Below are 14,468 nucleotides of genomic sequence, written 5' to 3' on the forward strand. Positions count from 1 at the left end.
CTTCCCAGCATCAGGATAGAGCATACGCGTGTAACCATCATAAGCCGATGCCGCGCTTCTTTCCCAGGCTCCAATCCACGCCCCCCGTATCTGAACACACGACCCCGGTAACTTGATTGCCCAATCGCTTTTCGAGCGACGGCGACCAGGGCACCAGCTTGAATTCGAGTCCATTATCGATCATTGCGAGCCGGCCTGAAGCCAGCAAGAAACGCAGCCGGTAAATCCCAGCCACATGATTGCCGTTGGCAGCCTTCGTGAATGACAGGCCCGTCTCGGCGGCGATGCGGGCACCAAGCGATTCCACCTCATGATCGTGTAGTGTATCGATCAGTTTGCGGGCAAGAATGACGCGCTGTCCCTCGCGCCTGGCCAGATCGCGGCTGACAAGGTGATCTACCCGATCTTGCAGTGCCTGTCTTACGTCCTTGCCAAAGCCGCCGTCACCGAATTCGGCGGGCTCGCGTGCAACGAGTTGGCGATCGAGCCAAGTCGCGCCGGAAGCATGGACCTGCTGTTCGATTGAGAGGTCGGAGCGGACGGCGAGCGTGACCCGGCCACCGCCATTTGCACTCGCATCGCGACACAACTCCACGACCGAGCCCGGGTCGGAATCTCCTGCCGCATCAGGATCATGGAAGCGAATGTGGTGCGTGCGTCCATCGATGCCATCGACGATGGCATAGGCCGCGCCGCGCCGTTCGTCATCAAGGCCGCGTTCGAGCAGTCGGCCGATCACGGGCGCATCAATTTTTTCGGCGGCCAGCACGTAGTCGACTGTCCCCTTTTCTAGCCCATGCACGGTGAGACTGCGGTGCATGCGCTTGATGATGTCGCCGCGTTCACCGAGGGCGCGCAAAGTGGCCTCGGCCTCTTCGACCACCATCCATTGGCCGGGACGGATCTCGTTCGCGAGACCCAGGCATTCCAGTTGCCGCAGCCGGCCGACTTTGAGCCCAAGGAACTGGTCGGGATGGCGATCAGGGTGTGGCGCGAGATCAATGATACCATGACGGTCGGCGTCACGAACAAGCTGGCGATCGAGCTGCGTCCAGCGCTCATTGTCGACTTGGTGCTCGATGGCCTGGCGGATGTCGGGGTCGGTGCGGAGCCCAAGCGTCTGGGTGAGAATGTCGCTCGCCCGATCGCGCATGCCTTGGCGGATGTAGTCGCGCGAGATGACAAGACTCTCGCCATCGTCGGCAACGCCGCGAACGAGGATATGAACGTGCGGATGTTTGGTGTTCCAGTGATCGACGGCTATCCAGTCGAGCCTCGTGCCGAGGTCGCGCTCGATGTCGACCATCAGGTCACGAGTGAAGTTCTTGAGGTCGCCGAGCTCCATTGCGTCGTCCGGTGAAACGATGAAACGGAAGTGATGCCGATCGTCCTTGCAGCGATCGCAGAAGGCGTCATGATCTGCCTCTTTGGTCTCAGGGCCGAACATCCTGGCCTTCTCACCATCACGTGTAACACCTTCGCGGCGAAGATATTTGAGATGGGTGGCGAGTGGCGCAGACCCTCTGAACTGCCGCACCACACGGGTCTTGACGACGGCGCCGCGTGAGCGGTCAGAGATGAGGCGACTGGCGCGGATGCTCGCTGACCTGCCGCGGCCAAACGTTGAAGCTCGCGGGGAGGTGATCCGACCCTCGCACGTAAGGTGACCGCCGGCGCGCTGTGTGGCCGCAAGAGCCTGGAAGATGAAGGGTCGTGCGCGCTGGCCGGCGCGGGAGCGGATACGACCGGGGCGGACGCGAAAGGTATCGTCACGCTTCATGCTAGGCGGCCACGAGGTGCGGTTTCCATTGAAAGACTGAAAAAATGGGGATAGCGCACATCGCTGATTGTGGCAGCACATCGCGAAATGAGTCGAAAATTGTAAGGAAAACAATCGGCCGAACCGAGCCGCACCTCGCGGCCCTTTATCCTGCCACTCTCTCTGTCCTCATCTGCGGCCAACCCTTCCGCCGCAATTTCCGCGACGGAACAGGCCGGAATGGAATTGAGGAGGAACGTGGCGATCATCGCGATATGGCTAAAGAGGGCTGAGCGAATAGGCCGGAAACAGCGTGGTTCGATTGGAAATCGGTTTCACTCCGCCGTGGCTCGATCGCGGTCAGGTCCGCAACAGGATGGCCCATTGGCGACTGCATCGCTGACGAATGAATCGCCGCAAAGATCGTCTCGGCATAACCATTGCCATCCGATACAGCGGCGTTCCGAATGTCATGGGGATGCGCAAAGATCGTTGCACGGAGTGAGCTGGCTCTGCCCCTTCTTTGCCGCGGGCGCCGCGGACTGAGAACTGCACTATCGAGCAGCGGCGCGAGTTTCCTAACGTAGTCGACCGTCTCGCGTGGGAGCGGACGGCCGGTCGAGAGATGTTCCGTGTACCGACCAGGACCGGCATTGTAAGCGGCAAGAAAACCGCTGCGCCCGAAGCTGTCGAGCATTTCGCGAAGATATGCTGCACCTGCAAGAATGTTGTCACGCGGTCGATAGGGATCGTCACCGAGACGGTATTTGATGCGCAGTTCTTCCCACGTCGCCGGCATGATCTGCATCAAGCCCATTGCGCCCTTGCTTGAAAGCGCACGAACATCGCCGACGCTCTCAACATGCATGACGCCGCGCAGCAACCGCTCTGGAATCGCGAAGCGTTTTGACGCTTCCCGGATATGCCGCGACCACGGGCCAGCCGACAAGATCGTCGACTCGGAGTGCGCCGGCCGTTCACCAGAGGAAGCCGCTGCACCAGTTTCGGGCGCCACGAAGCCGAGCATGACACATGCGGCAAACGTCGTCATGCCTCTGTGGACTGCATCCCGCAGACCGCAGAACCGATGCACCGCCAGCCTGCGACGGTGTTCGCTTCCGTTAACGGCAGGGGCTCGCCGATCGAACCGGCTTTGCCAAAACTGTGATGAGATCGGTGTCCGGAGCCACAGGCAAGTGTCCGGCCCCCTCTGGGCTGTGTCGCGGGCGATCGGGTCGAAGGGTTTGACCGGCACGCAATGGATCAAAAGGGTTGGCGAGAAAGATTCGTCGAAGGGCTCCAGAAGCATCTGTTCAGCCTCGCCCGTCGCGCTTCGAGGATCGGTTCCAGTGCAGGCTCCAGACGCTGTTCTCTGCATCGGACCGGAACAGCTTGGCGCGGATCGGCTGCGTAAAGGACGGGTCGTCAATTGAGACGGAGAGGTAATCCCCCGCCTTGTCTCCGGCGCGGTCCCAAGCCGCACCGACCGCCATCCCTTCGCAATAGATCAGATAGTCGGGCGCGTTTTCGGTTTTTGATTTCTCGGCAGGCAGAATGGCAATCTTCGCCTCGATTGTTAGCGTGGAGAGATTGCCGAAGAAGCCGTCATCATTGCGCGTGAAGGTTCCGATCTGGGTCATTGCAGTGCTCCTTTCATGAGTGTTAGTGCGCGTTCAGCCGAGCCGTCACGGCTCGCTAGAAAGGGGATCGTTGGTGACCTCCAGCACCGGAGTGGTGGGCTCCGTGGTCCAGACGGGAACCGCGCGGCCAACGATTGATGAGAGCGGGAGCGGGCCGAAATAGCGGCTGTCAAAACTGTCGGCCGCACCCGGGTTCATAAGGAAGACGTCCGCCTCGGCAATGTCGCGGCAGCCCTGCCAGATGGGCAGGGGTCGACCGCGACTGTCACGCTCGCGCGCATGTCCATACGTCTTGCCGTTGACGATGATCGTTGTGCCTTGGCGACAGACGGTTGCGCCCCCCAGTGCTAAAATACGCTTCAGGAGCGGCACATTTTTCGGCAGATACCCGCGTCTTGCCATGAAGGCCGCCAATGGCTCGGGCGGCATGATGACGGCGATATCGGCAATACCGATTTTGTCGGCCGGCTGGACGCGATAGAGCCCGACGGGGATGCTCGCCGATGCGTTCCAGATGGACAGCGGCGGAGGGCTAATCCATGCCGGCGCCGCCGCGAGCACTGCGCCGCCAATCATCGTGGCGATGATCTTTGTGCGCTTGCTCATGACTCGATCCCGGGGCGCAGCAGGCAAGTTTTACGACGCTGGGCCGTGTATCGGCTCGGCTGCTCGCGTGGGGCTATCCGGCTGTGGACATGGCGCCGATTACGCGGCGACATGAACGTCAGGGTTTGCTGCTGTTTCGCCGCTACCACGCGCCGCAGTTGCAATCTCCTGGCTTGCGCGTGGATGGTTTGCGACGCAGCCCAGACCAGGATGGCAGCGTTCCAAATCGCTGCTATGCCGTGCACACTTGCCGCCTCAACGCAGGTCGATTCTTCGCCCGCATGAGAATGGATCGGTCTCAGGTGGCGGGATTTCACCAACAAGACGAGTTGCCACGCCACAACGTCCTGCGTGCCGGGTGGAGGGAAGCCGGATGAGGGGACATGAGGCAGCGCAAATTGCTGCTGAACGGTCTCGCGATACTGCATTTCGGTGCGCCACAGATCAGGAGCTGCGGTCGCGCCTGCCGACATAGGCGGGCGCGCGGGCTGCATGGGGTTTTGCCGGCGGAACATAGGTCGCGTTGGCATCGCTGGTGGAGGTGCGTGCGCCCAGATCTATCCAAGCGTGCAGGTCGTTGATGTCGTAGAGAACGCGCCCGCCGACCTTTCGGTATTTTGGGCCGGTGCCGTAGGTCCGGTGCTTTTCGAGTGTGCGGGCGCAGAGCCCGACGATGTTTGCTGCCTCCTTCGTGCGCAAATACTTTTGGGGCGCGTCCGCGGGACCCTTCGACATCGCTCGATCTCCATTCGGTTCTGCTGTCGTCCTGGCCTGCCGGGACGCGCGAAGTGGACCATGATCGAAATGAGGAAAGGCGAGGGAGGGCAAAGATTGGGGGGTGCGTTTTTGCTACCCCGAAGAAGGACTTCGGCGGCCGGACTTTTCGCTGCGGTTGTGGGGGTAGAAGAGAAGATCGCGATAGCCGCCGGCGACTAAAAAAGCTGCACGGCGTAAGATAGCTCGGACCTTGTGGCGGAGATGATGATCACGCCAATCTCGCGGCACAATCGACTCTTGCGAGAACAGCACCTCCGCGAGCTGACGATAGGTTGCACCCGTGCGGTGACCATCATGTGCGCGTAAATTGAGGATATGCCTGGTCTTGGTCTGTTGCGGCAGTGCGCCGTAGGATGGACCGGCTGCCCGGCCGTTCAGTGCGCGCCAGAACCGGCGCGCTGCATCGAGCCGCGTCTCGAATGCAGCGTCGAGCGGCAGAAGGATAGCGTTGAATTCACCGGCGCGGTCGTTAGCGACGAGATGACTTTTCCCAATTAAGGTAGACCAAATAATGTGAAGGCCTTCGTCCTGCGGCCAAACGCTGGCTCCGCCAAGGCTGGAAGGTCGAACTGTCTGATCGGATGCAGATACCCGCATGACCCGGAGCACGCGCGGCGAGGCCTGTTCCGTCCAGATGATATTGTCAGCTTTCGGAACTCCGGCAGCGGCAGTTTTGAAATCGCGCGCCCCAACGGGCGGCGAGATCGGGCTGACCGGCAGGTTCTCCAGAACCAGCGGGTTGCGATGCAAGCTGGCTGCACTCTGCCACGAATTCGTCATTCCGGATCAGATACTCGGCAGCGAACTCCGTGGCCTGGTAGCTGCACATATGTGCATACGCCGCCGGATCGGTCCAATCGCCTTGCACTGTTCCTGTCCTCGCCGCGTACCCGGATGTGAGGCGTCGGCGTCAACATTCAGGGGGATAAGGAAGTTGGATAGTTGGAGAGTCGGCAAAACATTATGCCGATTCAGCCAAGTGGAGCGCCGGTCGCGTCAGTGCGGAGCGCCGCCGGCGAGAAGATATCGGTAGCCGCTGGTCGTCATCCATCGCGCGCGGGCAAGATGGGTCTCCCAGGACCGGAACGCTCGTTCCGGCTCCTGCTCCGGGTCTATATGCAAGACGATCCTGGCCACCTCTCGCCAATCGGCATCTTCGGCTGCCGCGTCAAGCAGGCGAATATAGGTGAGCAGACGCTCCTCGTCATAGCCGGTCAGGACCGGTGCATCCGGCGCAATGTCGGCGACATCAGGATCGAGCAGCGGTTTAGGCATGGTATTTGACCGTTCATATTTCGATCGCGATCTCGAAGGAGCCGTCCTGCAGATCGAGCACCAATCATAGCGAATAGGAACGATCATTCCTAGAACGATAGTTCCCTTTCTGATCCCTAATCCGTCATGAACCTCAAGGAGATCATGGCGGCCAACATGCGTCGTCTGCGCCATGACCAGAACGTGACGCAGGAGGAACTGGCCGCCCGCTCTGGACTGAGCATGCGTTACGTGGGATCGATCGAGCGCGCTCGGGTCTCGGCCAGCATCAGTGTTCTTGGCAGGATCGCCACTGCGCTGAATGTGGACCCATGCGAGTTGATCAGAAAATCGGCACCGTGAGTTGACGCGGGAAGCACCGCGAATTTTCGATGATCGGCGAGGCAACATGCAGGAATGAAGTCTCCAGTCGCGAACACGACCGGTAGTCGCCCCACAGACCGACGGAGCTCGTTGCGCAGCGACTGCGCTCAACTTGTCGGGTAAAAGGAGAGCGGCCCCGCCCTGTTCGTCCGGGCGGAGCCTTGGTCGGGGCCTTACTCGGCGTCGCGGCGCCCGTTGGGGCGGGACCAGATGAGGCTGAAGCCTTCGCCTTCCTCATCGTTGAAGAGGTTGGCGTAGATCGGAGCAGTGAAGCTCGGATCGTCCAGCTTCATGCCGAGATAGTCGCGGCCGTCATTGGAGCGCTTGGACCATGCGGCGCCGATCTCGACCTGCCCGACGAAGACACGGTGGCTGGGGGCGCTGTCGCCAGAGCGGTTGGTCTCGGGCACAACCCGGACGTTCTTGGTCTGGAGCGAGAGGGTCACGATTTCGCCGGTGAACTCGTTGTTGCCGGCCCTCTTGAAGGTTCCGATTATCGCCATGAGTTTTCTCCTTGAACTCTGTTTCGAGCCCGCACCATTGCGGCCTCGATGGCGATCGGCGGGCCGGAGGCGATCGACGCCGCATCGCTTGCGACCGCAGCGCCAGCGGAGGATGGCAGCCAGGCGACTTTGTTGTTTGGCGAGGAATGACGGCGCAGCCGGCAGGGGAAGAAAGTCGATCGGCGCCATTGCGGCTTAGGCGATCGAGGCGCAGCCGACCTTCGGCCGGATCAGCCCATTAAAGAGGCCGTTTGGAGCGGCCACCAGATAGAGACATCAACGGAGAACCTGGCGATACCGTCGCTGGCGAAATCCCGGCTACGACGATCAGCGGCGTCGATGCTCCTCTGTACAGGCATTGCGAGTCGCAAGCTGTTGTCAGCACCGCGCTTAAGACAGGGTTCAAGTCACGGCTGACGTGCATCACCGGATATCCGCTATCTCTGGAACGAGACGGCACGCCGTGGTGGATTCGAACTGTGCGTCGCGCGATGCCGTGTCAGCGACAACGCTAACAATGCGACGGCCGCTCAAGAACAAGCATCCTGCCCACGCCGGTGTTCGATGAGTTCGGCCAGATCCGGCCCCTGTTAGGTTGAACAGGCGTCGTTATTCGCAGCTGTGATGCCAGCTGCGACGCAGCTGAAACGTTGACGGCAAGCGTGACGGCGTCGCGCGCCTTTGCCAGGGCGCGGACTTGAGTATCGCATAAGACGGGCGGCGCCGCGCCGCCCGACCGTATTGTACAATCGACAAATGGTAGGGCGGGCAGCGCTTACGCGCCGCCTCCCTTGGGGCGGAAGTCGAGGACTGGGATGCCGAGCTTTTTTGCCTTGTCAGCAAGATTGTCCTGAATTCCGGTCCCGGGAAAGACGATGACGCCTATCGGCAGCAACTCCAGCATTGCGTCATTGCGCTTGAACGGAGCGGCTTTGGCATGCCTTGTCCAATCAGGGGCAAAGCCGATTTGGGGTACCTTGCGATGATCTGCCCAACAGGAGGCGATTTTTTCGCCACCCTTCGGCGATTTCCCGTGCATCAAGACCATGTCGGGATGCCGGGCGTGGACCTGGTCGAGCTTGGCCCAGATAAGCTGGTGGTCATTGAAGTCGAGCCCAGCGGTGAAGGCGATTTTCGGGCCAGGTGGCAGAAGGACTTCCTGCGAGGCACGTTTCTTGGCGCTGAGAAAGTCGCGGCTGTCGATCAGCGCAGAGGTCAGGTTGCGGTGGTTGACCATCGATCCGCTGCGCGGTCGCCAACTGGATCCGGTGTGGCGCTCATAGTGCTCCGCGGCCTGATCACGCATCAGTTCGAAGGCGCTTTGGCGTTCGATCAGCGTCTGCCCTTCGGCCGTCAGGCGTTCCAGCTCGACGGATTTCACTTCGCTGCCGTCCTGCTCACACTGGCTGCGGCGTTGCGCCTGCTCGTTGTGGTCGAGCTCGCGCTCGATCCGATCTGCGGCGCGGTGAAAGATGTTGACGGTCGACCATAGAAGATCGTCGAGATCGGGCTCGAGGCGAGTGTCTTGCAGTGCCACGATGAGGGCGTCGAAGATGTCGGCGATCGCGCCGGCGACGCAGTGGCCCTCTGGAAGCGGTCGAGGATCAGGCTCATCTGCGAAGGGCCGGTAGCCATAGAGCTGGAGTTCGGTGAGGACTTGGTCGATGGGTGAAGACGAGTGCTGTGGTTCGTAGTCGTTATGCTCGCTCATTGGATGCTCCGCCGGTTGGACCGCGACCCTCGCGGCCTTCATGGCGACGGAAGCCGGCGGACGGGACGGACCTGCACCCGCAGCGAAGCGAAGGGCCGGAGTGTCAGCGGAGGAGGGGGAAGGCCGGCTATTTTGCTTCGCGATGGAAAGCGCTCCCTTGGGAGCGCGCCGGAAAATAGTCGGCCGAAGACATTGCGGGTCTGGCTCGTTTGCTGGCCGATCGCCCTCTCGAAGGCCCGCAGGCGCGGTTCTCTCCGACTTCGGGGGCATCCGAGCGATGCAAGCGACAGCGGACAGGTTGTTCGTTCCAAATTATCCCGCCACTGCCATGAAACGGGCGATGTCCTGCGGCGCGAGCTGGACACGCGCGCGTGCTCGAAGATCATCCACGCCAAGCGTACAGAGATCTTCGTTGAAGTCTCCAAGTGTCGGCGAGAGCACAATCGCCTCAATCCCGGCAGCATTCGCTCTTTTGATCAAGGTGTCACGTGCGCCGTCGCCGGCTGGATCGGCATCGCGCACGATGTAGAGCCGTCTCAGCGTGAGGGGGAACAGCATGGCAGCGAGATGGGCTGCCGAGAGTGCCGCTGCCATAGCCATATCGGGCAGGATGCACCGAAGCGACAAGACGGTCTCGATGCCTTCGCCGCCCGCCATGACGTCGCCCGGCAGGCCAAAGCGAACCGCGTGACCAAGAAGATCGCCCATCGCGCGCTTCGGCGTACCGACCGGTGCCTTGCCCCTGCCGGAAGGATCAAGCCAGGTGCGATGTGCGCCAGTCAAATGGCCGTCGAGATCGGTGACGGAAGCGATCATCGCCGGCCAGGTCTCGGTCGGCGCGTGTTCGTCGGGCCGGTAGTAGCAGTGCGGGTGAAAACGCAGGCTTTCGGTCCCGTGCAAAGCGGTAATACTGCGGTTGCGCAGATACGCCTCTACGACTGTACCCGCAATCGGCTGCGACATCGCAAACAGCCGACGCGCTGCTCCCGATGATCCGGATGGCGTGTCTACCGATTTCGAAGGGGGAGACGTCTGCTCTGGTTCGGGATGCGGCAAGCCGAGAAACGTCATTGCTTCATTCGCGACGTCCTTGAAGTTGCTGAAGCCGCGGCTTTCGCGGATGACGTCTAGAAGGTCGCCATGCTCGCCAGTCGCCGCATCGGCCCACTTGCCGGCGGCTCCTTTTCCGTTCGCTGACCCGACGAGACGCACGAACATTGAGCGGCCCGGCGTGTTTTGCACATCGCCGACAAGCCAGTAGCGGCCCTCACGATGCCCGTTCGAAAGATAATAGCGACAAACCGCCTCAGCCTGCTGGCCGAGGCGGTGCGCCAGTTCTGACGCACCGTGGCGGGCCATCACGCGTCCTCCCGCGTGTCGATGCGCTGGACTGGATAAGCCTTCAGCAACTTGCCCAGAATTGCGGGTCCAGATGAGTCGGCGGGCACGAACATGCGCAGCTTCCAGGAGATGATCTCTCGGAAGAGGCCGTAAGCCGAAAGACGGTCACGCATTGTGTCATTGAAGCCCGTCAGCTCGATTCGGCTGACGCCCATGAGGCGGCTGCGCCGAAGCTGCAGACCATCGGCGAGATCGAGGATCGTTCGACCGCCCAGAAGCGCAACGAAAGCATCACTGGCTGTGATCGAAGGCGAGCTTGTTGGCAGTGCGCCCGCGATCCATGCTGGCGGGACCTGACGACCGATGATGCGCTCGCCATCGTCAGTCTGGAGCCGGTACACACGTGAGAATTCCCTGGGCAGACGCTTCCAGATCGGCAGCAGCATGCCGGCAACGACATGGATAGTGCTGTCCGTGAATTCGGGCACGTCAGCCGTCTCGACACTCCAGGCGTCAGCGAATGCAGCCTGCTCAGCCTCAACCCAGTGGCTCTCCGCCATCATCTTCAATGAGGCCTGATGGTGCTCCATCGGCCGGATCAGCCGGACGCGCCATTCGATCTCGCCGTTGTCCAGCATCAGCGCGGGCGCTGGTACCTGTACGGCGGCGCGGCCGGATCGGTTGTTGACCAGGAGCTTCGCGCGGGGATCGTGAAGCTGGGCAAGGGCATCGGCAAGTGAAACGGGTCGATTGCGCTTGCGCTGGGCGATGGTCAGCAGTCGCGTTTCCGCACCGGTGGCGGCATGGACATGGATGACGCGTCGCTCGGTGACGACGAAGCTCTCCGTACGCAGTGTTTCCAAGCCGATGTCGTAGGCGCCGGAGGCGATGGCGCCCTCGATTTTCGCATTTAGCAATTGCTCGAAGGCCGTAAACAGGACGGTTTGAAGCGCGATGGTGAGCGCCAGCAGCCGATTGAGGAAGGTCGTGATCGGCGGCAGCTCGTCCTTGATGCCGGTGGAATCCGTCAGCGTGAGGCCGGTCGCCTCCTCGAACATCTGGAGTGAGCAGCCGTCCACCTTGCCGCGAACCAGCAGCAGGTAAAGCTGCCGCAGCGCGTCGCGGGCATAGTGCGACTCCAGATTGTCCTCAGGGCGAAATAGGCCCTGTCCGCCGGTCTGGCGCTGGCCGCGAGTAATGGCGCCCAATGTGTCGAGGCGCCGGGCTATCGTCGAGAGAAAGCGCTTCTCAGCCTTCACATCGGTTGCAACCGGCCGGAACAGCGGCGGCTGCGCCTGGTTCGTGCGGTTGGTGCGCCCCAAACCCTGGATGGCGGCATCGGCCCTCCAGCCCGGCTCGAGCAGATAGTGAACTCGAAGGCGGCGGTTCTTCGCAGTGAGATCAGCGTGATAGCTGCGGCCAGTGCCACCAGCGTCGGAAAACACCAATATGCGCTTGCAGTCATCCATGAATGCCTGTGCCTCGGCGAGATTGGCCGATCCGGCGCGGTTTTCGACGATAAGGCGATCGATGCCTCGAGTGCTGGTCTTGCGCACGATGCGGCGCGACCGGCCTGTCACTTCCGCTACGAGGTCGGTACCGAAGCGCTGTACGATCTGATCGAGAGCCCCCGGGACGGGGGCCAGTGAAGCGAGTTGCTCGATGAGGCGATCGCGGCGGGCGACCGCTTCGCGGCTCTCCACGGGCTGGCCGTCGCGATAGACCGGACGTGACGACAAATTGCCTTCGCTGTCGGTGAACGGCTCATAGAGTTGCACCGGGAACGAATGCTGCAGATACGAGAGGACATATTCGCGCGGCGTGATGTCGACGCGAACGTCGTTCCATTCCTCGGTTGGAATTTCAGCGAGGCGCCGTTCCATCAGTGCCTCGCCGGTCGAGACGATCTGGATGACGGCGGCATGGCCTTGATGCAGATCGCGCTCGATCGAGCGTATCAGGGTCGGCGTCTTCATGCCGGTGAGCAAATGGCCGAAGAAGCGCTGTTTCGTGCTCTCGAAAGCCGAACGTGCAGCCGACTTTGCCTGACGGTTTAGTGTGCCGGTCTCGCCTGTGATGTTGGCGGCCCGCATCGCGGCGTCGAGATTATTATGAATGACACTAAACGCTCCGGCGTAGGCGTCGTAAATGCGGGTCTGCTCGGGGGTAAGCTGGTGCTCGACCAGCTCGTATTCGACACCGTCGTAAGAGAGCGATCGGGCCGTATAGAGACCGAGTGCGCGAAGGTCTCGGGCCAGCACTTCCATGGCGGCAACGCCGCCAGCCTCGATCGTCTCGACAAATTCGGCCCTGGTCGCGAAGGGCAAATCGTCGCCACCCCACAGGCCCAAACGCTGCGCGTAGGCGAGGTTGTGGACGGTGGTTGCTCCCGTCGCCGAGGCATAGACGACGCGGGCGTTCGGCAGGGCGTTTTGGAGGCGGAGCCCGGCGCGTCCCTGCTGTGAGGCGGCGACGTCGCCGCGCTCTCCCTTGCCGCCTGCCGCGTTCTGCATAGCGTGGCTCTCGTCGAAAATGATCACTCCGTCGAAGTCGGTGCCCAACCATTCGACGATCTGCCGCACGCGCGACATCTTCTCACCGCGTTCGTCGGAGCGCAGCGTTGCGTAGGTGGTGAAAAGGACCCCTTGATCGAGGCGGATGGCCTTGCCCTGCGGGAACCGCGACAGCGGCGTGACCAGCAGGCGCTCCATGCTGAGAGCAGACCAGTCGCGCTGGGCGTCTTCGATCAGCTTGTCGGATTTGGAGATCCACACCGCCTTGCGGCGGCCCTGCATCCAACTGTCCAGGATGATGCCTGCGGACTGGCGGCCCTTGCCGGCGCCCGTCCCGTCGCCGAGCATGAAGCCCCGGCGGAATCGCACGGCGTGCGCGGCATCGTCGCGCGCGGCAGAGACAAGGTCGAAGGTGTCGTCCACCGTCCAGGAACCGGCGAGGAACTCCGAATGGGCCTCGCCGGCATAGATGACTGTTTCTAGCTGCGCGTCGGACAAGAGGCCGTCGCTGACAACCTTGGCAGGAAGAATCGGCCGGTAGCTCGGCTTCGGCGGAGCAACGGATGCCATTGCCGCCGATTGGACCAGCTTGGTCGGATGCGGATGGGCGCCCGGAATACGGATCGCCTGCAACCCGTACTCCTCATAGATGCCATCGGTGATGTGCCTACTTTCGGCAGGCGTCCAGTCCAATGTCTCGTAAGCAAGCTCGTTGCCTTCCGGCGTGGCAAGGCTGCGCACCGGAGTGGAACCTGCGGATCTGGCGAGATCACCGCGCACGATGCGCGCTGTGGGCCCCAGTGCCTTGACGGCGGGCGCAAAGACCGAAGCGCTGACCGGCGGCCGCGCGGGAACATGTTCGCCAATCCAGGCGATCAGGGTGGCGACATCGGGCGCCGTGCCGGCTGATGCTGGAAAGGTGCCTGGATTGTCGGCCGGCAGTTTGTCGATGACGGTCAGCCGGGTCTCGACGGTGGTGCCATGCCTGGCATAGATGGCGCCGTCGATCGCGGCGGTGAACACAACGCGACCGCGCTCCTGGAGCCTGACGAAGGACCCGCGCCAGATGGGCAGCTCTGGGGAAAAATTTGCCCCAGTGATTGCGACAAGCCGCCCACCCTCGGCGAGCCGGGCCAGCGCAGAGGCGACGTGGCGGTAGGCAGCGTCGGGCATGCGGCCGCTGACATTAGCAAGCACCGAGAATGGCGGGTTCATCAGCACGACGTTCGGCACTATGCCTGGATCGAGATGATTATCGATATGCGCTGCGTTGAAGCGGGTGACGGGGATGGCCGGAAAGAGCAACGAGAGAAGCCCGGCGCGGGCCTCGGCCAGTTCGTTGAGCAGCAGTGTGCCGCCGCTGATCTCGGCCAGAATAGCAAGTAACCCGGTGCCGGCGGAGGGCTCCAGCACGCGATCGGCAGGGGTGATTGCCGCAGCAGTCACGGCCGCCAGACCGAGCGGAATGGGGGTGCTGAACTGCTGAAGCGCTTCGGTCTCTTCGGAGCGGCGCGTGTGAGTTGGGAACAGGCCGGCGATCTTGCCCAGCATCGGAAGTGCGGCGGCCGGAGAACCGGCTTTGCGGAAAAGCGACTTTCCGAATTTGCGCAGGAACAGCACCGTCGCGACTTCGCAAGCCTCATAGGCTGATTTCCAGTCCCATGCTCCGGATGCGTCGGAGGCACCGAAGGCAGCTTCCATGGCCAAGCGAAGGTTCGGGGCGTCGAGGCGCTGACCGCGTTGGAGATCGGGTAGAAGGAACTGCGCCGCGCGGTGGATGGCGGCAGCTGGTTCGACCGCGGGGGATGAGACAAGCGGAAGCGGTACTGCCGGAGCGGCAGTCTTCGAAGAAGCATCAAGCATGGAGAAAACCTCAAGGAGAGCGGAACGGGAATGAACCGGGCGGCCCTCTCTCTCGACCAATCCGGCTCAAATCCGCCCTGGCGGCCTCTCCCCTCTGGACTGCGGTCCTGCCGATAA

The 14,468-nt window shown here is 62.1% G+C and carries 15 protein-coding genes; 1 reads left to right on the forward strand and 14 read right to left on the reverse strand.

The features are described from left to right. Positions 1-37: 37 nt before the first annotated feature. From NKH83_RS23275 to NKH83_RS23320, 10 genes are all read right to left on the reverse strand, one after another. Entirely contained in the window at positions 38-1,780 is a 1,743-nt protein-coding gene (locus NKH83_RS23275) for a relaxase/mobilization nuclease domain-containing protein (RefSeq protein WP_352807716.1), read from the reverse strand. Continuing rightward, positions 1,777-2,028 (reverse strand): hypothetical protein, encoded by a 252-nt coding sequence (locus tag NKH83_RS23280; protein ID WP_254818547.1) that lies wholly within the window; start codon positions 2,026-2,028, stop codon positions 1,777-1,779. Before NKH83_RS23280 ends, NKH83_RS23275 begins: the two co-directional genes overlap by 4 nt. Beyond that, positions 2,025-3,068 (reverse strand): lytic transglycosylase domain-containing protein, encoded by a 1,044-nt coding sequence (locus tag NKH83_RS23285; protein WP_352807718.1) that lies wholly within the window; start codon positions 3,066-3,068, stop codon positions 2,025-2,027. The genes NKH83_RS23280 and NKH83_RS23285 overlap by 4 nt, the downstream gene beginning before the upstream one ends. A gap of 4 nt (positions 3,069-3,072) precedes the next feature. Continuing rightward, positions 3,073-3,399, reverse strand: coding sequence for a DUF736 domain-containing protein (locus NKH83_RS23290; RefSeq protein ID WP_352476759.1), 327 nt, complete (start codon positions 3,397-3,399; stop codon positions 3,073-3,075). A 45-nt stretch (positions 3,400-3,444) separates the two neighbouring features. After that, positions 3,445-4,005 carry a S26 family signal peptidase gene (locus tag NKH83_RS23295; RefSeq protein WP_352476760.1) on the reverse strand — a complete coding sequence of 187 codons (561 nt, stop codon included), beginning with the start codon at positions 4,003-4,005 and terminating at the stop codon, positions 3,445-3,447. Next, a complete protein-coding gene (locus NKH83_RS23300; RefSeq protein WP_352476761.1) occupies positions 4,002-4,433 on the reverse strand; it encodes a replication initiator protein A in 432 nt (143 codons plus the stop codon). The genes NKH83_RS23295 and NKH83_RS23300 overlap by 4 nt, the downstream gene beginning before the upstream one ends. 16 nt (positions 4,434-4,449) lie before the next feature. Then, positions 4,450-4,740, reverse strand: a complete 291-nt coding sequence (locus NKH83_RS23305; RefSeq protein ID WP_254818552.1) for a helix-turn-helix transcriptional regulator — start codon at positions 4,738-4,740, stop codon at positions 4,450-4,452. 114 nt (positions 4,741-4,854) lie between these two features. Continuing rightward, positions 4,855-5,379, reverse strand: a complete 525-nt coding sequence (locus NKH83_RS23310) for a DUF2285 domain-containing protein (protein ID WP_352476762.1) — start codon at positions 5,377-5,379, stop codon at positions 4,855-4,857. Between the two features lie 46 nt (positions 5,380-5,425). Beyond that, on the reverse strand, positions 5,426-5,611 hold the full coding sequence (locus tag NKH83_RS23315; protein WP_352476789.1) for a transcriptional regulator domain-containing protein: 186 nt from the start codon (positions 5,609-5,611) through the stop codon (positions 5,426-5,428). A gap of 167 nt (positions 5,612-5,778) precedes the next feature. Then, a complete protein-coding gene (locus NKH83_RS23320) occupies positions 5,779-6,057 on the reverse strand; it encodes a DNA -binding domain-containing protein (RefSeq protein ID WP_254818554.1) in 279 nt (92 codons plus the stop codon). A gap of 126 nt (positions 6,058-6,183) precedes the next feature. Between NKH83_RS23320 and NKH83_RS23325 the strand changes: the two genes are divergently transcribed. Continuing rightward, positions 6,184-6,399 (forward strand): helix-turn-helix domain-containing protein, encoded by a 216-nt coding sequence (locus NKH83_RS23325; protein ID WP_023674290.1) that lies wholly within the window; start codon positions 6,184-6,186, stop codon positions 6,397-6,399. Between the two features lie 194 nt (positions 6,400-6,593). On the opposite strand, the gene NKH83_RS23330 is transcribed toward NKH83_RS23325, so the two are convergent. The 4 genes from NKH83_RS23330 to NKH83_RS23345 all read right to left on the reverse strand — a co-directional run bounded on the left by NKH83_RS23330 (position 6,594) and on the right by NKH83_RS23345 (position 14,351). Continuing rightward, the gene (locus NKH83_RS23330; RefSeq protein WP_254818670.1) at positions 6,594-6,923 is read right to left on the reverse strand and encodes a DUF736 domain-containing protein; all 330 of its coding nucleotides are present in this window, start codon (positions 6,921-6,923) and stop codon (positions 6,594-6,596) included. Between the two features lie 775 nt (positions 6,924-7,698). Further along, positions 7,699-8,634 carry a DUF2493 domain-containing protein gene (locus tag NKH83_RS23335; protein WP_352804560.1) on the reverse strand — a complete coding sequence of 312 codons (936 nt, stop codon included), beginning with the start codon at positions 8,632-8,634 and terminating at the stop codon, positions 7,699-7,701. Between the two features lie 312 nt (positions 8,635-8,946). Then, positions 8,947-9,993, reverse strand: coding sequence for a DUF7146 domain-containing protein (locus NKH83_RS23340; protein ID WP_254818556.1), 1,047 nt, complete (start codon positions 9,991-9,993; stop codon positions 8,947-8,949). Further along, positions 9,993-14,351 carry a strawberry notch-like NTP hydrolase domain-containing protein gene (locus NKH83_RS23345; RefSeq protein WP_352807723.1) on the reverse strand — a complete coding sequence of 1,453 codons (4,359 nt, stop codon included), beginning with the start codon at positions 14,349-14,351 and terminating at the stop codon, positions 9,993-9,995. The genes NKH83_RS23340 and NKH83_RS23345 overlap by 1 nt, the downstream gene beginning before the upstream one ends. Between the last annotated feature and the right edge of the window lie 117 nt (positions 14,352-14,468).

Source organism: Mesorhizobium sp. M0909 (genome assembly GCF_040319515.1).
In the GTDB taxonomy this organism is placed as follows: domain Bacteria; phylum Pseudomonadota; class Alphaproteobacteria; order Rhizobiales; family Rhizobiaceae; genus Mesorhizobium.